This is a genomic window from Nocardioides sp. NPDC087217 (assembly GCF_044744805.1).
Taxonomy (GTDB): Bacteria; Actinomycetota; Actinomycetes; order Propionibacteriales; family Nocardioidaceae; genus Nocardioides.
Map to the genome: position 1 here is coordinate 877,808 of NZ_JBIUZB010000002.1, position 18,591 is coordinate 896,398.

The window sequence follows — 18,591 nt, forward strand, 5'->3', positions numbered from 1 at the left end:
CGGCGATCCCTTCCGCAAAGACTAGAACACGTTCTACTGTTGTGTCATGCGCCACGGCATCGTCCTGTTCACCTCGGACCGCGGCATCGCGCCCGCCGAGCTCGCCTCCGCCGCCGAGGAGCGCGGTTTCGACACGTTCTACGTGCCCGAGCACACCCACATCCCGGTGCGCCGCGACGCCCTACACCCCACCGGCGGCACCGAGCTCCCCGACGACCGCTACCTGCGTACGCTCGACCCCTGGGTCACGCTCGGGACCTGCGCCGCGGTGACCTCGCGGATCGGGCTCTCCACCGCTGTCGCGCTGCCGGTCGAGTCCGACCCGATCACGCTCGCCAAGACGATCGCGACCCTCGACCACCTCTCCGGCGGCCGGGTCTCGCTGGGAGTCGGGTTCGGCTGGAACACCGACGAGCTCGCCGACCACGGCATCCCGGGCGACCGCAAGCGCACCGCGCTGAAGGAGTACCTGGAGGCGATGCGGGCGCTGTGGACCGAGGAGGAGGCGGCCTATGCGGGCGAGTTCGTCTCCTTCGGCCCGTCGTGGGCCTACCCGAAGCCACCGCAGGGCCGGATCCCGACGATCGTCGGCGCCGGCGGCGGCCCCAAGACGCTGCGCTGGATCGCCCGCAACGCCGAGGGCTGGATGTCGACCCCGACCGAGGCCGGCATCGGCGACAAGGTCAAGACGTTGCAGGACGAGTGGGAGTCGGCGGGGCGCGAGGGCAAGCCCGAGGTCCGCGTCCTCGTCGCGAATCGGCCCACCCCCGACGATCTGGCCGAGTGGTCGGTGGCCGACGAGCTGATCTGGGGCGTCCCCGACACCGAGCCGGCCGGCGTGCTCACCTACCTCGACAAGCTCGCGGGCAGGCTCGACCTCGGCTGATCAGCCCAGCCGCTCGCGCAGGAAGCCGACGATCCGCGCCAGGCCGGCTCGCGAGGCCGGCGAGATGCCCGGCAGAGTGAGATAGGCATGGGTCGCCAGCCGCGGGCGGTGAACGGCGACCTCCACCCCAGCCGTACGCAGAGCGTCGGCGTAGCGCTCGGCGTGCGAGCGCATCGGGTCGAACCGCGCGGTGAGCACCAGGGCGGCCGGCAGACCCGCATGGGACCGCGCTCGCAGCGGCGAGACCGACCACTCCTCGGCGAGTGACACGTCGTTGCCGAGGTAGTGCTCCACGATCCCGCCCAGTCCCGGGCCACGCAGGCCCACGAGATCGACGAGCGGATAGATCAGCACCTGGCCGCGGATCCGAGACTCACCCTCGTCCCGGGCGCGCACCGCCAGGACCGCGGCCAGCGTGCCGCCGGCGCTGTCGCCCAGCACGGCGATCCTCGTCGCATCGGCGCCGAGCTCGTCGGCGTTCGCCACGACCCACGTCAGCACGGCCCAGCAGTCCTCGACCGCCGCCGGATAGGGATGCTCCGGGGCGAGCCGGTAGGCCGGCGCGACCACGATCGCCCCGGTGCGGGCCGCGATCCGGCCGGCCATCCAGCGCGACTGCTCGGGCGATCCCCAGCACCAGCCGCCGCCATGGAAGGCCAGCACGATCGGCCGCAGCCCGGCCGAGCGGGCTCGCGGGACGTGGACCCGGAGCCGGATCTCACCGGCCCAGGCCTCGTGCACCACCACCCCCGGGTCGTCAGCTCCGAACACCCAGGTCAGGCGGCGGTTCGCCAACAGCGCCGCCCGCCGCTCGCGCAGCTCCACCATCCCGTCCACACCGCGATCCTGCACCTCGGCGGCGGTCTTCGTCATGACGTACGGCCGACCGGTGGTCGAACGTCACCGCACAGCTCACGCAGAGACCACCCAGAATAGAACACGTTCTACTATGATCGGCCCATGAGTGACATCAGCGACATCGAGCAGCTCAAGTACCGCTACATGCGCCTCCTCGACACCAAGCAGTGGGACGAGTTCGCCACCTGCTTCAGCGACGACGCCACCGCCGACTATGGCGGGATCACCTTCAGCTCACCCCGCGAGCTGGTCGACTACATGCGCACCAACCTGCCCGCGGAGATCATCACGATGCACACCGTCCACCACCCCGAGATCACCGTCGTCGACGGGGAGGCCACTGGTTGCTGGTATCTCCACGACAAGGTCTTCGCCCCCGCCTTCGATTTCGCCCTCGAGGGTGCCGCCTTCTACGAGGACCGCTACGTCCGTACGCCGCAGGGCTGGCGCATCGCCCACACCGGCTACCAGCGCACCTGGGAGCTCACCACCAGCCTGAAGGACCAGCCCAGCGCCAAGCTCAAGGGTGCCGGTGGGCCCACCACCCACCCCTGAGAAATGGCGGTAGGTTCGGCATCATGCGGATCGCCTTCGGAAGCGACGACGAGAACGAGACGACCAGGGCCGTGCTCGCCGAGCTGCGGGAGCGTGGGGACGTCGAGGTCATCGAGACCGACTCCTGGCCCGACCTCGGCGCCGGCATCGGCCGGGCGGTCGTCGAAGGCCGCGCCGACGTCGGCGTGGTGATGTGCTGGACCGGCACCGGCACGGCGATCGCCGCCAACAAGGTCGCCGGCGTACGCGCCGCCCTCGCCTGGGAGCCCTGGATCGCGCGCAACGCGCGCCTGTGGAACGACGCCAACGTCTTGGCGATGAGCCTCAAGCGCCTCGCCCCCGACGTCGCCGTAGAGGTCACCCGGGCATTCCTCGACGAGACCGAGCCGGATCCCGACGAAGCCGCCGCGATCAGACGTCTCGGCGAGCTGTGAGCGCCGCGTCGGACACTCGGTCAGCAGCAGGCGCAGCCGCTGTCGCAGCCGTCGTGGTCGTCGAGGCGCGCCCCGGCCGGTGAGCAGCAGACGTCGCCGCGCCAGGCGTTGACACCCTCCCCCACCGCCAGGGCGGCGATGACGAGCGCGGCTGCCGAATCCGCCCACCACCAGCCCAGGACGCTGTTGGCGAGCAGCCCCAGAAGCAGTGCGGCGGACATGTAGCTGCACAGCAGCATCTGCTTGGAGTCGGCCACGGCGGAGTGGGAGCCGAGCTCGTTGCCGGTACGGCGCTGGATCCAGGAGGCGGCGGGCATGACGAGCAGGCTCAGCGCGGCGATGCCGATGCCGAGACCGGAGTGGTCGGCAGCATGCCCGGCGATCAGGCTGGTGACCGCGTCGTAGGAGACGAAGGCGGCCAGGCCGAAGAAGGAGAAGGCGATGATCCGCAGCGCGGTCTTCTCGCGGGCCTCGGGATCGCGGCCGGCGAACTGCCAGGCGACCGCGAGGGCGGAGGAGACCTCGATGACCGAGTCGAGACCGAAGCCGAGCAGTGCCGCCGAGCCGGCGATCGCTCCGGCCGCGATCGCCACCACCGCCTCGATCACGTTGTAGGCGATGGTGAAGGCGACCAGGAGGCGGACCCGTCGCACCAGGACAGCTCTGCGGGACGGATCGGGGCCCGAGACCGGCGACGGTTCTTCCTCGCGTCGGCCGATGACATGGATCGGAAGCTCGGAGCTCACCAGTTCACCTCATGGCACTGCCGGGTCGGGGCGGTCTCGGTCTGAAGGGTGGCGTGCTCGATCTGGTGCCGGGTGGCGAGCGCGGTCTGCGCCTCGGCCAGCACGGTTTGGGCATCGGTGCCCGCATCCAGGACGAGATGCGCGGTGGCGACGTGCATCCCGGAGGTCAACGTCCACACGTGCAGGTCGTGGACGTTGTCCACGCCCGGGACCGCTTCGAGGTCGGCGACGACCTGGTCGACCTCCATGCCCTCGGGGACGTGCTGGCCGAGGACCGCCAGGACCTGACGGCCCAGTGCAACGGCGCGTACGGCGACGAAGACCCCGATCGCGACGGCGACGGCGGTGTCCCACAACGGCTGCCCGGTGGCGGCGACGAGCAGCCCGGCCACGATGACGCCGACGCTTCCGGCGGCGTCGGCGACGACCTCGAAGTAGGCGCCCTTGAGGTTGAGCGACTCGCTGGCGCCCGCGCGCAGGAGCAGCATCGAGACCAGGTTGATGACCAGGCCGATCGCGCCGACCACGAGCATCGCACCGGTCTGGACCTCGGACCCCTCGCCGATGCGGCCGATCGCCTCGAGCACGACGTAGACCGCGACCCCGAGCATCACCAGGACGGTCAGGCCGGAGGCGAACACCTCGACCCGGTAGGAGCCGTAGGTGCGGCGACCGGTGGTGTCGGCGCGGGTGGCGATCCGGGTCGCGACCAGCGCCGCGCCCAGTGCGACGACGTCCGCGGTCATGTGCCCGGCGTCGGAGATCAGTGCCAACGACCCCGACCACAGGCCTGCGACGAGCTCGACGATCAGGAACGCCGCCACCATGGCGAAGGTGACGGCCAGTCGCCACCGGTGCCTGCCGCCGGCGTGGCCCACAGCGGCGCTGTGCCCGTGTCCGTGTCCGTGGCCCATCAGCAGCAGCCCTGCTCGGCGGAGTCGCGGCACGCTTCCGGGTCGGTGACCAGGATCAGGTCGTGCAGGTCAGCCAGCGCATGCGCGAGGCGACTGTCGGCGAGCTCGTAGCGCGTCCGCCTGCCCTCGGGGACGGCGACGACCAGGCCGCAGCCGCGCAGGCAGGCCAGGTGGTTCGACATCGACTGACGGGTCACGCCCAGCGACTCGGACAGCTCGGCCGGATAGGCCGGCCCCTCGCGCAGCTGCATCAGGACCCGGGCTCGGGTGGCGTCGGAGAGGGCGTGCCCGAACCGGGCGAGCGCGTCGAGGGACGAGGCGGTGGCGGTGACCATGCCGTGACAGTACATCGAAACATGTATTCAGCAAAAGCTGAACCATGCAGGGATCGGTCAGTCCAGCTCCCGGTAGTTGCTGCGGAAGAACAGCAGCGGCTCGGTGGCGGCGCCCTCCTCGAGGTCCAGGACGCGGCCGACGACGAGATAGTGGTCGCCCTCCTCGTGGACCGAGTGGACCGCGCAGTCGAGATAGCCGACGGCGCCGTCGAGGTGCGGGTCACCGTGGTGGGCCGACGGGGTCCAGGAGATGTCGGCGTACTTGTCCGCGGCGCGCGAGGCGAACTGGTTCGAGACCGCCTCCTGACCGGCCGCGAGGATGTTGACCGAGAAGTGCCCGGCGCGACGGATCCGGGCCCAGGCGCGCGAGGACTTGGTCGGCGCGAAGAGGATCAGCGGCGGCCGCAGCGACACCGAGGAGAACGACTGGCAGGTCATCCCGACCGGGCCTTCCGCGGTCTGCGCCGCGATCACGGTGACCCCGGAGGCGAACCGGCCCAGCACCGTACGGAACCGGGCGTCCGCCTCCGCGTCGGCAGGGGTCTCAGGTGGAGACGGTGGCGCTTCGAAGTCGAAGCGACCGTGGAAGGACTCGATCAGCTCCGGATGCGGCCAGCTCTCGGCGGCATCGGGAGACATCCCATCAGGCACCTCTATACGCATACCCGATCACTGGCCTACGCCGAAGTCGTGACCCCAGTACGAGACGGCCGTGGACTCCCGGGCGACCCACTTCTGGTCGTCGACCTGCAGTCCCTCGGTGCCGAACTCGATGTCGAAACCACCCGGCGACTTCACGTAGAAGGAGACCATCTCGTCGTTCATGTGCCGCCCGAGCGTCGCCGAGAGCTTCGCGCCGTACTTCTTCACCCGCTCCAGCGCCCGGCCGACGTCGTCGAGCTTGTCGACCTCGAGCATGATGTGGACGCACTTGGAGTCGTTGGGGAACGGCAGGAACGCCAGCGAGTGGTGACGCGGGTTGATCCCGAGGAAGCGCAGCCAGATCTTGGTGCCGGGCTCCTTGCCGGCGAACTCGCCGGGCATGCTCATCGAGTCGCGCAGCCGGAACCCGAGCGTGTCGCGGTAGAACTCCAGCGCCTCGACGTCGTCGGAGACCGGGATCACCACGTGGCCCATCCCCTGCTCGCCGGTCACGAAGGTGTGGCCGTAGGGGGAGACCGCGGGGCGTCGCTCGTAGGTGATGCCGTGGAAGAGCTCGAAGACGTTGTCGAAGGGGTCGCGGAAGCGCAGCATCTCCTGCACCCGCCGCTCGGCGAGCTCCTCGGGGGACCCGTCCTCCACCTCGACGCCGGACTTCTCCAGGTGCTCCCGGGCCTGCGCCAGCGCGGTGTGGTCGGCGACCTCCCAGCCGACGCAGCTGAGCTGGTCCACCTCGCCCGGCTCGATCACCATCCGGGCCGAGACCTCGTCGATGCGGTAGTAGAGGTGCTCCGGGTTCGGGCCCTTCGCCTCGATCAGACCGAGGACCTTGCCGGCGAACGTACGCCACGCCTCCAGGTCGGTGCTGGTGACGCGTACGTACCCCATGGACTTGATGTCGATCATGCTGTGCCCTCTCGTGGGACCGAACGCTCCTTGTGCCTCTTCAAGAACGAGACCGCGATCTCGCGGAACTCGTCGGCGGCCTCGATCTGTGCCCAGTGCCCACAGCGCGGAAAGACATGCAACTGCGCCTTCGGAATCAGCTTCAGGGCGGGGAACGCTCCGTCGAGCGGGTTGACCCGGTCCTCACGACCCCAGGTGAGCAGGGTGTGGTGCTTGAGCCGGTGCGCCTCGCGCCACAGCATGCCGTCCTCGGCGGTCTCGGGGTTGTAGAACGACCACCCCATCGACGCCATCGCCTCACGCGCGCCGGGTGCGGTCGCGTCGGCGAACCGCTCCTCGACCAGCTCGTCGGTGACCAGCTTCTGATCGACGACCATGGTCGAGATGAACGCCTTGAGCGCCTCCCGGGTGGGGTCGCCGGAGAAGTCCATCAGGCGTTGTACGCCCTCGGTGGGATCGGCATGGAAGAGGTTGAGCGAGAGCCCGCCCGGCCCCATCAGCACCAGCCGCCCCACCCGGTCGGGATAGGTCAGCGCGATCCGCATGGCCGTCCCGCCGCCGAGCGAGTTGCCCAGCAGGTGCACCTTCTCCAGGCCCAGCTCGTCGAGCAGCGCGATCACCGCATCGCCGGCGAAGCGGTAGTAGTTGCCCACCACCTCCGGCTTGTCGGAGGCGCCGAAACCCGGCTGGTCGACCAGGATCGTGCGGAAGTCGGCCGCGAAGCCCTCGAGCGCCGAGCCGAAGTTGGACCACGACGAGGCCCCGGGACCCCCGCCGTGAAGCATCACCAGCGGTAGCCGGTCGTCCCCACCTGAACCCAGGTCGTAGTAGCGCAGCGAGATCTCGCCCGCGGCCTCGGTCTTGATCGCGACGTCGTGAGCGACGTCCTCTTTCACCAGTGCCATCAGTACATCCCCGGGTCGACCTTGTGCCCGAACTCGGAGGCGCCGTACATCTGCAGCGCCCGCTCGGGATCGTTGGCGGCATGGACACGGCCCGCGTGGGCATCGCGCCAGGCGCGCTGGAGCGGGGTGCCGTTGGCCAGTGCCCGGCCGCCGGAGGCCTCGAAGAGCAGGTCGATCGCGTCGATCGCGCGCTGGGTGCCGAGGACCTGGTCACGGCGGATCCGCAACCGCTGGGTGATCGGGATCTTCTCGCCGCGGGCGACGTAGGCCTGCTGCTCGCGGATGTTGCTCATCAGCAGCGCCCAGGCGGCGTCGATATCGGAGGAGGCGGTCGCCACGCGCACGGCGGCGAAGGGGTCCAAGGATGCCTTCTCCCCGTAGGAGGCGCGGACCCGGTTCTGCTGCATGGTCACGTGCTCCTCGTAGGCGCCGCGGGCCATGCCGATGATCGGCGTGGTGATCGTGGTGGTGAAGAGCGAGTGGAACTGCAGCTTGTAGAGGTCACCGGTGTTGACCGCCTGCCCGGGACCCTTGCAGCGTCCGGTCTCGGCCATCGAGAGCGTGAAGGTCTCCGGGATGAAGACGTCCTCGACCACGATGTCGTTGGAGCCGGTGCCGGCCAGGCCGACGACGTTCCAGACGTCGACGATCTCGTAGCGCTCGCGAGGCACCAGGAACGTACGGAAGTCGACGACCTGGCCCTCGTCGTTGAAGACGAGGCCGCCGAGCAGCACCCAGGTGGCATGAGCGCAGCCGGAGGAGAACGACCACCGGCCGGAGAGCGTGAAGCCGCCCTCGGTGATCGCCGCCTTGCCCATCGGCGCGTAGGACGAAGAGACCCGGGTGTCGGGGTCCTCACCCCAGACCGCCTGCTGGGCCTCGTCGTCGAAGAGCGCGATCTGCCAGGGGTGGACACCCAGGACGCTGGAGACCCAGCCCGTCGACCCGCACGCCGAGGCGATGTCGCGCACACAGGTGTAGAAGTCGACCGGGTCCGCCTCGAGACCGCCGAACCGGGCCGGCTGCAGCAGCTTGAAGAAGCCGACCTCCTCCAGCTCCTTGACGCTCGACTCCGGCACGACCCGGAGACGCTCGGTCTCCTCGGCGCGCTCCCTGATCGTGGGCAGCAGGTCCTGCACCCCGTCCCTGACGGTCTGTGCGTCCTTGTGGGGGCGCTGTGTCGGTTCGCTCACCGCTCTGCCTTCCTGCATGGTGTCCCAATGTCCTCGGACGGCGCGGTTCGTGCGCTGCCGATGGATCAATACTAGAACACGTTTCAGTTTTGTCGAGTCCCCGGGCGTGTTTCGTCGACTGTCGTCTATGGTAGAACGTGTTTCAGTTCTGGGACAGTCGAAGCTGAGGGAGCACCATGGGACAGACCGACGAGACGTACGACGTCGTGGTCGTGGGCGCCGGGGGCGCCGGGATGACCGCCGCGCTCGCGGCCGCCCGCCGCCACGGACTCGAGACCGTCGTCATCGAGAAGAGCGCCTACTTCGGCGGGTCGACGTCGCGCTCGGGCGGCGGGGTCTGGATCCCGCGCAACCACGCCCTCGAGGCGGCCCACCAGAAGGACTCCCCCGAGGCCGCCAGCCTCTACCTCGAGTCGATCGTCGGCGACGTCGTGCCCAGCGACCGGCGCGAGACGTTCCTGGACCGCGGCCCGGAGGTGCTCTCCTTCGTCTGCGAGAAGACGCCGGTGCGGTTCAACTGGGTCCCGGACTACGCCGACTACCGCCCCGAGGCCCCCGGCGGTCGCGGCGCCGGCCGCTCCGTCGAGCCGGCCCCACTCGATGCCCGGGTGATCGGCGAGGAGGTCTCGCGGCTGCATCCGCCCTATACGAAGTCGCCGGCCAACATGGTCGTGACCCAGGCCGACTTCCGCAAGATCAGCCTCGGCATGCGCACGATCAAGGGCCCGATCACGATGGTCAAGATCGCGGTCGCGCGGATCCTCGCCGGACTCCTCGGGAAGAAGATGTACGCCATGGGCGCGGCGCTCGCGATCGGGCTGCGCAAGGGGCTCCTGGATGCCGGCGTCGAGATCCGCTACCAGACCGAGCTCGTCGGCCTGATCACCGAGGGCGGCCGCGTCGTCGGCGTCGAGGTGCGCCATGGGGAGTCCGGTCCGACGACGGTGATCCGGGCCCGGCGCGGCGTGATCCTCGGCTCGGGCGGGTTCGAGCGCAACCTGGAGATGCGGGAGAAGTACCTGCCCGCGCCGACCTCGGTCGAGTGGACCACCGGTGCCTTCTCCAATACCGGCGGCGGGATCCTCGCCGGGATCGCGGCCGGTGCTGACACCGACCTGATGGACGAGTCCTGGTGGGGTCCGACGATCCCGTTCCCCGGGCGGCCGTGGTTCGCGCTCGCCGAGCGCAACCTGCCGGGGTCGATCATCGTCAACGGCGCCGGCAAGCGGTTCATGAACGAGGCGCTCCCCTACGTCGAGGCCGTCCACGAGATCTACAAGGGTCACGAGACCGGCGTCTCGCACGTCCCGGCCTGGCTGGTCTTCGACCAGCGCTACCGCAACCGCTACATCTTCGCCGGCCTCGGCCCCGGGCAGCCGTTCCCGGGCCGTTGGCTCAAGAGCGGCGTGGTGGTGAAGGCCGCCACGGTGGAGGCGCTGGCCGAGAAGATCGCGGTGCCGGTCGACCGCCTGCGCGAGACGCTGACCCGGTTCAACGCCTTCGCCCAATCCGGCGTCGACGAGGACTTCCACCGCGGCGAGTCGACCTACGACAAGTACTACTCCGACCCCACCGTCAAGCCGAACTGCTCGCTCAACGTCATCGACCAGGCGCCGTTCTACGCCGTCAAGATGGCTCCCGGCGACCTCGGCACCAAGGGTGGTCTGGTCACCGACAAGCGGGCCCGGGTCCTGCGACCGGACGGCTCCGTGATCGAGGGCCTGTACGCCGCCGGCAACGTCTCGTCCGCCGTCATGGGCCGCACCTACGCCGGCCCCGGCGCCACCATCGGCCCCGCCCTGGTCTTCGGCTATCTGGCCGCCGAGGACTGCGCCCTGAAGGCTGTCTCACCCGAGGAGGGCAACTGATGCCCATCGACCCGACCAAGGCCATCGGCGCGGAGCTCCCGTCCCAGTCGTTCTCGTGGACCTCGTCCGACGTGCTGCTCTACCACCTGGGCATCGGCGCCGGCTCACGTCCCGGCGACGCCACAGACCCGGCTGCGCTGCGCTACACGCTCGACTCCGACGCCCTGACGGTGCTGCCGTCCTTCGGGGTCGTGGCGCCGACCTTCCACGTCACCGAGCCGCCCTCGCTCGACCTGCCGGGCTGCGACATCGACCTCGCCTCGGTGCTCCACGGCTCCCAGGAGATCCACGTCGACGGCCCGATCCCCACCTCGGGAGAAGCCGTCGTCTCGACCCGGATCGCCGAGGTCTGGGACAAGGGCAAGGCCGCCGTCATCGTCCAGGAGGGCGTCGCCACGACCCCGTCCGGAGATCCGTTGTGGACGGTCAGGAGCTCGATCTTCGTACGCGGGGAGGGTGGCTTCGGCGGCGAGCGCGGGCCGTCGACGTCGCTGCCGGTTCCCGACCGCGCACCGGATGCCGTGGGTGCGTACGACGTCACCGAACAGCAGGCGCTGCTCTACCGGCTGTGCGGCGACCGCAACCCGCTGCACGCCGACCCCGCGTTCGCCACGAAGGCCGGCTTCCCGAAGCCGATCCTGCACGGGCTGTGCTCCTACGGGATCGTGCTGCGCGAGGCGACCGGCCTTCTCCTGGACGGCGACGCGACCCGGGTCGCCGGGTTCGGGGCGAGGTTCGCCGGGATCGTCTTCCCCGGCGAGACGATCTCCATCGAGGCGTGGGACGAAGAGCCGAGGATCCTGGTCAAGGCCACGATCTCGTCGACCGATCCGGCCCGTGACGGCGCCCCGGTGCTCGCCGACTGCTACTTGGAGGTGCGATGAGCCGCGCGACTTGTAACACGCTGTTCGTAGTACTACTCGCCCTATTGGAACGACCGGATAGTGCTACGAACGACGTGTTACACGGGAGGACGGCATGAGCGGCGGCACGGCACTGCCCGACGTACTCTCCCCTGCCGACGTCGATGAGCGCTTCGGTGGCTGGTCGGAGGAGACCGACGTGATCGTGGTCGGCTTCGGCGTGGCGGGCGGGGCCGCGGCGCTGGAGGCGGTCCGGGCGGGCGCCCGCACGATCCTCCTGGAGCGGGCCGCAGAGCCCGGCGGCACCTCGGCGATGGCCGGTGGCCACTTCTACCTCGGCGGCGGCACCGCGGTGCAGAAGGCGACCGGGATCGAGGACTCCGCCGAGGAGATGTTCACGTACATCCACGCCGTCTCCAAGGAGCCCGAGGACGACAAGATCCGGGCCTACTGCGACGACTCGGTGGAGCACTTCGACTGGCTCGAGGCGCTCGGCTTCGAGTTCGAGCGCACCTTCTGGCCGGGCAAGGCCGTAATCCAGCCCGGCACCGAGGGGCTCATGTACACCGGCAACGAGAAGGTCCACCCGTTCCGCGACCTCGCCGTCCCGGCGCCGCGCGGCCACAAGGTGCCGGTCCCGGGTGACACCGGCGGCGCGAAGCTGGTGGTCGACCGGATGGCCGACCGGCTGGCCGAGACGTCGGCGGTGGTCCGCTACGAGACCGGTGCCGCCAACCTGGTGATGGAGGGCGACCGGGTCGTCGGCCTGGCCTGGCGCCGGTTCGAGGAGCGTGGCGCGATCCGGGCCAAGGCGGTGATCCTTGCCGCCGGCGGGTTCGTCGGCAACGCCGACATGGTCGCCGAGCACACGCCCCGGCTCGGCGAGAAGCTCTTCCCGCTGGCATCCACCTACGACGACGGCCTCGGACTGCGCCTGGGCGCCTCCGCGGGCGGCCGCTGGCGGTTCATGGACGAGCCGTTCCAGACCGCGCCGTTCTACCCGCCCTCGATCCTGCTCACCGGGATCATCGTCAACAAGCACGGCAAGCGGTTCGTGGCCGAGGACTCCTACCACGCACGTACGGCCGCCTTCGTCATGGAGCAGCCGGACTCGGCCGCGTTCCTGATCGTCGACTCGGCGCACATCGAGCACCCGAAGATGCCGCTGTGCCCGTTCATCGACGGCTGGGAGACGGTCGAGGAGATGGCGGCCGGCCTGGGCGTACCCTTCGACGCCCTGAACGCGACGCTGACCTCCTACAACACCCATGCCACCGACGGCGAGGATCCCGAGCTCCACAAGGCACCGGAGTGGACCGAGCCGCAGGACACCGGCCCATGGGGCGCCTACGACCTCTCCCTCGGCAAGGCGATGTACGCCGGGTTCACCATGGGTGGTCTGGCGACCACCGTCGAAGGAGAGGTACGCCGCGAGGACGGCTCCGCGATCGCTGGCCTGTACGCCGCCGGTGCCTGTGCGGCCAACCTCGCCCAGGACGCCAAGGGCTACGCCTCCGGCATGCAGCTCGGCGACGGCTCCTACTTCGGCCGCCGCGCCGGGCGACATGCCGCCGGGCTGGACTGACCGGCATGGGTGACGGGCCTCACAACCTCGGCGCGTCCGGCGAGACCGATCGCCGGGCGACGCCGGGTTCCGGCTAGTCTTTGCAGACGCGTATCAAGCGGACTGTTGCCATATCACATATCTCTTCAGAGGTGAATGGCTTCGGTAAAAATTGGGACTTCGTACCCTACGCGCGTCGTGAGCCGGGCTGGTTATGTATACGCGACGCCACGGGCATCGCCGGTGTGGCCCTCCCGACGCGTCCGCAGGCCATCGTCCCCACTCGACGCCTGTCGCCGAACTAGCCGAAAGGAATCCCCATGTTCGACTTCCGGAGCCCGGCCGGCCTCATGGTCATCGCCGCCCTGGTTGTCATCACGCTCGTGGTGGTCGGCGCAATCGCCGGCAACAGCCCTTCCTGATCCTGACGCCGAGCTTCCCGACCAGGAAGCCGCAGGCCCCGGCTCGATGAGCCGGGGCCGCGTACGTCTCACGGTCGATCGTCCCGCTCAGCGGGTGAAGACCGCCACCGTCCGGGCAGGCACCGTGAAGCTGCCCGAGCCCGCCTCGAACGTGGCCGTCTTCACGACCTCGTCCGAGCCCTCGGCCTGGATCGGGTGCAGGCGGTAGCCGGCGCCCTCGGCGTCCTTCACCGTCTGCTGCCGCGTCGTCGTGGTCGCGTTGAAGACGACCACGAGGTCACCGAGGCGCATGGTGATCACACCCGGCGTCTCGTCCTTCCCCGAGAGCGGGAACGCGAGCTTCTCCTGGACCTGACCGGTGGTGGACAGGTGGAAGGCCGGCTCGTCCGTACGGATCCTCAGCAGGTCCTGGTAGGCGGCCGAGGCACCATCGATCTCCGAGCAGCCCGGCGCCGAGGTCGAGGCCAGCAGCGGCTTGGCGAAGGGCCACTTGTCCTCGTTGTCGCCCGCCGGCGGCAGACCGCGACCGAAGCCGTTGCCGGCGTCGCAGTCCCAGTGGATGGCGTTGAACCAGTCGCCGGAGTCGTAGGAGTTGCGGTCCAGCGACTTCGAGCGGAGCAGGTCGGTGCCGGCCTGGGACAGCGCCGGACCCTGCGAGAGCGCGGCCGTGGCCATCGCGAGCACCTGCATCCGGGAGCGGTCCGCGGTGCTGGTCGAGGCGGGCAGCTTGAAGGTGAGCGCGTCGTAGAGCGACTCGTTGTCGTGGGCGTCGGCGTAGGCGAGCGCGTCTCCGGGCGCCTCCGCGTAGCCGGCCGGCGAGCCGTTGTAGTCGACCTGCGAGCCCTTCACCTGGTTACCCGCGGTGTCGGTGAACGAGTAGTCGGCGAGGTTGCCGGACAGCCCGACCTTGATCAGGTCCTGGTAGTGCAGCAGCCGCGCCCGCTGCTCCGCCTCGGTGCCGTTGGCGGCCGAGGAGTTGGGGTCGGTGTAGAGGCCGCTCGCGAAGCCCTGGACGCCCGGGTCGGCGTCGAACGGGCCACCGCCGCGTACGGCATCTCTGGCGCGGTCGCTGAACGTGGCGATGCCGGTGCCGGCCATGTTCTTCTGGGTGGCCTGCACGAAGCGGGCGTCGTCGGCGATCTCGCCGAAGTTCCAGCCCTCGCCGTAGAGGATGATCTTCTTCCCGTCGACACCGTCCTTCTCGAGCGTGAGGGTGTCGAGGGCCTTGCGGACGGCCAGGATGTTCGCCTTGGGGTGGTGCCCCATCAGGTCGAAGCGGAAGCCGTCGACCTTGTACTCCTTGGCCCAGGTGAGGATCGAGTCGACGACGAGCTTGCCCATCATCGCGTTCTCGGGGGCGGTGTTGGAGCAGCAGGTGGAGTTGGCGACGGAGCCGTCCGCGAGGAGCCGCTGGTAGTAGCCGGGCACGATCTTGTCGAGCACGGAGGTCTTCGCCTGGCCGCTGCTGGTGGTGTGGTTGTAGACCACGTCCATGACGACGCGCAAACCGTCCTCGTTGAGCGACTTCACCATCTGCCGGAACTCGACCGTCCGGTCGGTGCCGTCCGGGTCGGTGGCGTAGGAGCCCTCCGGGACCGTGTAGTGGTAGGGGTCGTAGCCCCAGTTGTACGCATCCTTCGCCGCTGCCGCGGCGACACACTCCTGCTGCTCGTCACTGTCCGGCGCATAGGACGCCAGGTCGCAGTCGGGCGTGGTCTGGTCGCTCCTCCTCTCCGGGATCGTGGCGATGTCGAAGGCCGGCAGCAGGTGGACGTACGACGTACCGGCCTCGGCCAGCTTGCGCAGGTGCCTCACTCCATCGCTGTCCTCGTCGGCGAAGGCGAGGTAGCCACCCGGGTGGTCGCTGGTCTCGTCCTCGACGGAGAAGTCGCGGATGTGGAGCTCCTGGATCTGGGCGTCCTTCATCGCCAAGGCCTGCGGCTTCTTCAGGGTCGTCCAGCCCTTCGGCGCGAGCGACCTGTCGCCGAGGTCGACGACGAGGCTGCGCTCGGAGTCGGCGGTGAGCGCGACCGAGTAGGGGTCGGTGACCTTGTTCGTGACGAGCTTCTGCACGCTCGGCGCCCACACGGTCACGGCGTAGCGGTACTCCTTGCCGCGCCAGGCCGTGGCGGAGCCGGTCGCCGACCAGACGCCGCTGGCGTCGTCACGGCGCATCGAGACCTTCTTCGTACCGAGCTCGAGCTTCACGTCGTGAGCGGTCGGCGCCCACACCGACAGGGTGACCCTGCCGTCCTTGAACACCGGTCCGAGCGACGCCCTCTCGGCCTTCGCGGCGTAGAGGTCGTCGAGGATCCCCTGCGTCTGCACGCCGGTGCCCGTGACCAGGGCGCCGTTGCCGATGCGCTGGGCCAGCAGAAGCTGGCCCTCGAGCGCTTCCCGGATCCGGTCACGATCGCGGGGGTCCACGGTGAAGGCGGCGTAGTCCCGCAGGTGCGGGAACTCCGCCTTCTGCTCCTCGGTCAGCGACGCGTTCTGCAGCCGCAGCCAGCGGCCCTCGCTGCTCAGCGCACCGTCCTCGACGGTGATGCCGCCGTCACGGTCGTAGACCAGCTGCGTGGACAGCACCGAGCCGCTCGCCATCTCCTTGGGCAGCACCACGGTGGTCTCGTCGATCCATTGTGCGTGCGCCTTGGCCAGGTCGAGCTCGGGTGCCGAGCCGACCGACGGCAGCAGGTAGCCGGTGTCGCCGGAGTTGAGCCACACCTCGTGGCCGTAGGTGGTCAGGTCGAGCGAGCGGTCGTTGGGGATGTCCTTCTCGTCGCCCTTGTGGACGATGTAGTTGAGCGAGGTGGCGCCGTCGACCAGCGGCACCTCGAAGGTGACGCCGTAGGCGTCCTCGCCGCTGGGCTGCAGCGGCTTGGACCATTCGGTCGGCTGCGCGGCGCCGGTCCAGGTGTGCAGGCCCCAGCCGTCGTAGTCGCCGTCGGCGCGGTGCAGGTGGATGATCGCCTTGGACGTGTCGGGCGCCGGGTAGACGCCGTCGGGCCTGGTGGTCTGCTGGCCGTCACCGCCGGCCTCGACCCAGACCTCGCCGGTCTCGGCGAGATCGATCGTCCGCTCGCCGCCATCGGCGGTGCCGTCCTTCTCGACCGTGTACGTCACCGAGGACGCGCCGTCGGGGAGCTTGACCCAGGCGAAGGCGCCGTAGGCGTCGCGGCCGACGAACTCGCCGCTCTGGTCCCCGGCCCGTAGGGTCCAGCCGGCGTAGTCGCCGTCGGCCCGCCGGTAGTGCACGACCGCGTAGTCACGGTCGACGGCGCTCGGGTTCTCGGCCTCGGGCGCCTGTCCGGCCGTGGTCTCGGCCAGGTCGCTCGCGGTGCGCCCGTCGCGGTCGACCACCACCGCCTTGTAACGCAGCGCGGTGCCGGCGGCGACGGTCTCGGGGACGTACTGGGTGATCTTGTACGGGGCGTGGTCGACCGAGCCGAGCGTGCGCCACTTGCCGTTGCCGACCTGGGCGGCGAAGACGACGCGGGCTCCGTCGGTCTCCCCCGGGTCCGCGGAGAGGGTGACCGTGCCGGTGGCGCCGGTGTCCGGCGCGGTCAGCGACAGGGTGGGCTTCACGGTGGCCTTCGGGAGCTCCGCGTCGGCGCGCAGTACGACCGAGGAGAGCGCCGGGACGGTCACCTCGATCGCGCCGTCGGCCGCGGTCTCGGTGGCGTCGCCGCCGTAGATCGTCGTGAAGGCGGCCGACTCCACGGGCAGGGTGACGGTCTTCGCCTCGGCGGCGTTGTTGACCGCGACCACGTACTCGCGGTCCTCTCCGGTGCGCGAGAACGCGTAGACGGAGTCCTGGGCGTAGAGCTCGTGCTGGGTGCCGTCGGTCAGCGCCGGATGGTCCTTGCGCAGCTTCGCCAGGGCGGCGATTGCGCCGTAGAGCGGGTGGGTGGTGTCGTACGCGTCGTCGGCATGCGTGCGGTCGGTGCCGATCTGGTCGTCGTCGAGGTAGTCGGCGACCTCGGAGCCGAACAGCGTCTGGCGGGCGTCCTTGTCGCCGCCGGCGCCGGTGAAGCCCTGCTCGTCGCCGTAGTAGACGACAGGGTTGCCGCGGGAGAGGAACATCAGCTCGTTGGCGAGCCGGGCGCGCTGGACCAGCTCGGCATCGGTCGCGTCGGGGTGGTCGGCGGCGAGGAAGGTGCCGATCCGGCCCATGTCGTGATTGCCGAGGAAGGTGACCTGCCCGTAGGCGTTCGCCTTGTCCGTGGCGTACTTGTAGTCGTCCGCGAAGACTCCGGCGAGCCGGTCGGCCGGAGCGCCCAACGAGGCGTAGGCACGGGCCGCGTCCTGGAACGGGAAGTCCAGGGTGGCGTCGAGGCGGCCGCGGGTGACGTACGGCGAGGTGACGTCGCTGTCGGCGGAGTAGACCTCGCCGAACATGAAGAAGTCCTCGCGACCCTGCTTGGCGGCGTACGCGTCCAGGGCGGTCGCCCACTCGGTCCAGAAGTCCAGGTCGACGTGCTTGACGGTGTCGATGCGGAAGCCGTCGATGTCGAAGTCGCGCACCCACCGCTGGTAGATCCTCGTCATCCCCTCGACGACCTCGGGACGCTCGGTCCACAGGTCGTCCAGACCGCTGAAGTCACCGTAGGTGGTCGACTCGCCCTCCCAGGTGGAGTCGCCGCGATTGTGGTAGAGCGTCGGGTCGTTGAGCCAGGACGGCACCATCTCGCCGGTGTTGGCCGGGGTGTACGGGAACGAGTCCTCGTCGACCTTCGCGGCGTCCGAGCCCGGCTCGGCGTCGTCGAAGGGACGGCCCTCGACATCCAGGTACGGGAAGGCGCCCTTGGGGCGGTAGCCGTACTTCTTCTCGGCGTAGTCGACGGTGTCGGCGGTGTGGTTGGTGATGACGTCGAAGAAGACCTTCATGCCCTTGGCGTGGGCCGCGTCGATGAGCTTCTCGAGGTCCTCGTTGGTGCCGAAGTGGGGGTCGACCTGGGTGAAGTCGGTGATCCAGTAGCCGTGGTAGCCGGCCGAGGCGTTAGCGCCCTCGCCCTGGACGGGCTTGTTCTTGAAGATCGGCGCCATCCAGATCGCAGTGGTGCCGAGGCCCTTGATGTAGTCGAGCCGATCGGTGAGACCCTGGAGGTCGCCACCCTGGTAGAAGCCCTTGTCGGCCGGGTCGAAGCCTGTCGAGGTGCGGCTGCCGGTCAGGCCGCCCTTGTCGTTGGAGGTGTCGCCGTTGGCGAACCGGTCGGGCAGCACGAAGTAGAACTGCTCCTTCGTCGCGTCGTGACGGGCCGGCTCGGCGGCCAGCTTGGCGTCCGACGGCGGCTTCGGTGCGGCGGCGGTCGCCGGCGTCGACGTGGCCGTCTGCAGCACCGTGGCGAGCAGTGCGGTCGCGACCACGGTCGCTGCCAAGCGGGGCGCGCCGTGTGCGCCACTTCTTCGATTCACCTGTGAGGGCCTCTCTGGATTGTGCGGGGGCATGCGGTGGAGACCGGCCGTCCGGCGCCCATGGGGG

At 69.7% G+C, this 18,591-nt stretch carries 15 protein-coding genes; 6 read left to right on the forward strand and 9 right to left on the reverse strand.

Going from position 1 to position 18,591, the window contains the following annotated elements; translation table 11 throughout:
- Positions 1-46: 46 nt before the first annotated feature.
- Entirely contained in the window at positions 47-886 is an 840-nt protein-coding gene (locus ACIO3S_RS11635; protein WP_400463253.1) for an LLM class F420-dependent oxidoreductase, read from the forward strand.
- Here the strand turns inward: ACIO3S_RS11635 and ACIO3S_RS11640 are convergent, their stop codons facing one another.
- A complete protein-coding gene (locus ACIO3S_RS11640) occupies positions 887-1,759 on the reverse strand; it encodes an alpha/beta hydrolase (RefSeq protein WP_400463256.1) in 873 nt (290 codons plus the stop codon).
- 87 nt (positions 1,760-1,846) lie between these two features.
- Here ACIO3S_RS11640 and ACIO3S_RS11645 point away from each other — a divergent pair, with 87 nt between their 5' ends.
- Together ACIO3S_RS11645 and ACIO3S_RS11650 are read left to right on the forward strand one after the other, a co-directional pair.
- Positions 1,847-2,299, forward strand: coding sequence for a nuclear transport factor 2 family protein (locus ACIO3S_RS11645; RefSeq protein ID WP_400463259.1), 453 nt, complete (start codon positions 1,847-1,849; stop codon positions 2,297-2,299).
- A gap of 23 nt (positions 2,300-2,322) precedes the next feature.
- On the forward strand, positions 2,323-2,733 hold the full coding sequence (locus ACIO3S_RS11650; RefSeq protein ID WP_400463262.1) for an RpiB/LacA/LacB family sugar-phosphate isomerase: 411 nt from the start codon (positions 2,323-2,325) through the stop codon (positions 2,731-2,733).
- Positions 2,734-2,753: 20 nt separating this feature from the next.
- On the opposite strand, the gene ACIO3S_RS11655 is transcribed toward ACIO3S_RS11650, so the two are convergent.
- From ACIO3S_RS11655 to hsaA, 7 genes are read right to left on the reverse strand one after another with little or no spacing between them, the layout of a single operon-like run.
- Positions 2,754-3,479, reverse strand: a complete 726-nt coding sequence (locus ACIO3S_RS11655) for a cation transporter (protein WP_400463265.1) — start codon at positions 3,477-3,479, stop codon at positions 2,754-2,756.
- Positions 3,476-4,393 (reverse strand): cation diffusion facilitator family transporter, encoded by a 918-nt coding sequence (locus tag ACIO3S_RS11660; protein WP_400463268.1) that lies wholly within the window; start codon positions 4,391-4,393, stop codon positions 3,476-3,478. The genes ACIO3S_RS11655 and ACIO3S_RS11660 overlap by 4 nt, the downstream gene beginning before the upstream one ends.
- Positions 4,393-4,728, reverse strand: a complete 336-nt coding sequence (locus ACIO3S_RS11665) for an ArsR/SmtB family transcription factor (RefSeq protein ID WP_400463270.1) — start codon at positions 4,726-4,728, stop codon at positions 4,393-4,395. The genes ACIO3S_RS11660 and ACIO3S_RS11665 overlap by 1 nt, the downstream gene beginning before the upstream one ends.
- 57 nt (positions 4,729-4,785) lie before the next feature.
- Entirely contained in the window at positions 4,786-5,367 is a 582-nt protein-coding gene (locus ACIO3S_RS11670; protein ID WP_350720171.1) for a flavin reductase family protein, read from the reverse strand.
- Between the two features lie 30 nt (positions 5,368-5,397).
- Positions 5,398-6,294, reverse strand: a complete 897-nt coding sequence (hsaC, locus tag ACIO3S_RS11675; protein WP_400463274.1) for an iron-dependent extradiol dioxygenase HsaC — start codon at positions 6,292-6,294, stop codon at positions 5,398-5,400.
- Positions 6,291-7,199 (reverse strand): 4,5:9,10-diseco-3-hydroxy-5,9,17-trioxoandrosta-1(10),2-diene-4-oate hydrolase, encoded by a 909-nt coding sequence (gene hsaD / locus ACIO3S_RS11680; RefSeq protein WP_400463277.1) that lies wholly within the window; start codon positions 7,197-7,199, stop codon positions 6,291-6,293. Before hsaD ends, hsaC begins: the two co-directional genes overlap by 4 nt.
- Complete coding sequence (hsaA, locus tag ACIO3S_RS11685; RefSeq protein ID WP_400463280.1) at positions 7,199-8,392, reverse strand: 3-hydroxy-9,10-secoandrosta-1,3,5(10)-triene-9,17-dione monooxygenase oxygenase subunit; 1,194 nt, start codon at positions 8,390-8,392, stop codon at positions 7,199-7,201. Before hsaA ends, hsaD begins: the two co-directional genes overlap by 1 nt.
- A 176-nt stretch (positions 8,393-8,568) precedes the next feature.
- Between hsaA and kstD the strand changes: the two genes are divergently transcribed.
- From kstD to ACIO3S_RS11700, 3 genes are all read left to right on the forward strand, one after another.
- Entirely contained in the window at positions 8,569-10,260 is a 1,692-nt protein-coding gene (gene kstD / locus ACIO3S_RS11690) for a 3-oxosteroid 1-dehydrogenase (protein ID WP_400463283.1), read from the forward strand.
- Positions 10,260-11,144: a MaoC/PaaZ C-terminal domain-containing protein gene (locus ACIO3S_RS11695; RefSeq protein ID WP_400463286.1), complete on the forward strand. Its 885-nt coding sequence runs from the start codon at positions 10,260-10,262 to the stop codon at positions 11,142-11,144. Before kstD ends, ACIO3S_RS11695 begins: the two co-directional genes overlap by 1 nt.
- Before the next feature lie 94 nt (positions 11,145-11,238).
- Positions 11,239-12,708, forward strand: a complete 1,470-nt coding sequence (locus tag ACIO3S_RS11700; RefSeq protein WP_400463289.1) for an FAD-binding protein — start codon at positions 11,239-11,241, stop codon at positions 12,706-12,708.
- A gap of 488 nt (positions 12,709-13,196) precedes the next feature.
- On the opposite strand, the gene pulA is transcribed toward ACIO3S_RS11700, so the two are convergent.
- Positions 13,197-18,488 (reverse strand): pullulanase-type alpha-1,6-glucosidase, encoded by a 5,292-nt coding sequence (gene pulA / locus ACIO3S_RS11705; RefSeq protein ID WP_400463292.1) that lies wholly within the window; start codon positions 18,486-18,488, stop codon positions 13,197-13,199.
- Between the last annotated feature and the right edge of the window lie 103 nt (positions 18,489-18,591).

Coding starts and splice junctions, on each gene's coding strand:
- ACIO3S_RS11635 (WP_400463253.1), top strand. CDS start 47: ATGCGCCACGGCATCGTCCTGTTCACCTCGGACCGCGGCATCGCGCCC.
- ACIO3S_RS11640 (WP_400463256.1), bottom strand. CDS start 1,759: ATGACGAAGACCGCCGCCGAGGTGCAGGATCGCGGTGTGGACGGGATG.
- ACIO3S_RS11645 (WP_400463259.1), top strand. CDS start 1,847: ATGAGTGACATCAGCGACATCGAGCAGCTCAAGTACCGCTACATGCGC.
- ACIO3S_RS11650 (WP_400463262.1), top strand. CDS start 2,323: ATGCGGATCGCCTTCGGAAGCGACGACGAGAACGAGACGACCAGGGCC.
- ACIO3S_RS11660 (WP_400463268.1), bottom strand. CDS start 4,393: ATGGGCCACGGACACGGACACGGGCACAGCGCCGCTGTGGGCCACGCC.
- ACIO3S_RS11665 (WP_400463270.1), bottom strand. CDS start 4,728: ATGGTCACCGCCACCGCCTCGTCCCTCGACGCGCTCGCCCGGTTCGGG.
- ACIO3S_RS11670 (WP_350720171.1), bottom strand. CDS start 5,367: ATGTCTCCCGATGCCGCCGAGAGCTGGCCGCATCCGGAGCTGATCGAG.
- hsaC (WP_400463274.1), bottom strand. CDS start 6,294: ATGATCGACATCAAGTCCATGGGGTACGTACGCGTCACCAGCACCGAC.
- hsaD (WP_400463277.1), bottom strand. CDS start 7,199: ATGGCACTGGTGAAAGAGGACGTCGCTCACGACGTCGCGATCAAGACC.
- kstD (WP_400463283.1), top strand. CDS start 8,569: ATGGGACAGACCGACGAGACGTACGACGTCGTGGTCGTGGGCGCCGGG.
- ACIO3S_RS11695 (WP_400463286.1), top strand. CDS start 10,260: ATGCCCATCGACCCGACCAAGGCCATCGGCGCGGAGCTCCCGTCCCAG.
- ACIO3S_RS11700 (WP_400463289.1), top strand. CDS start 11,239: ATGAGCGGCGGCACGGCACTGCCCGACGTACTCTCCCCTGCCGACGTC.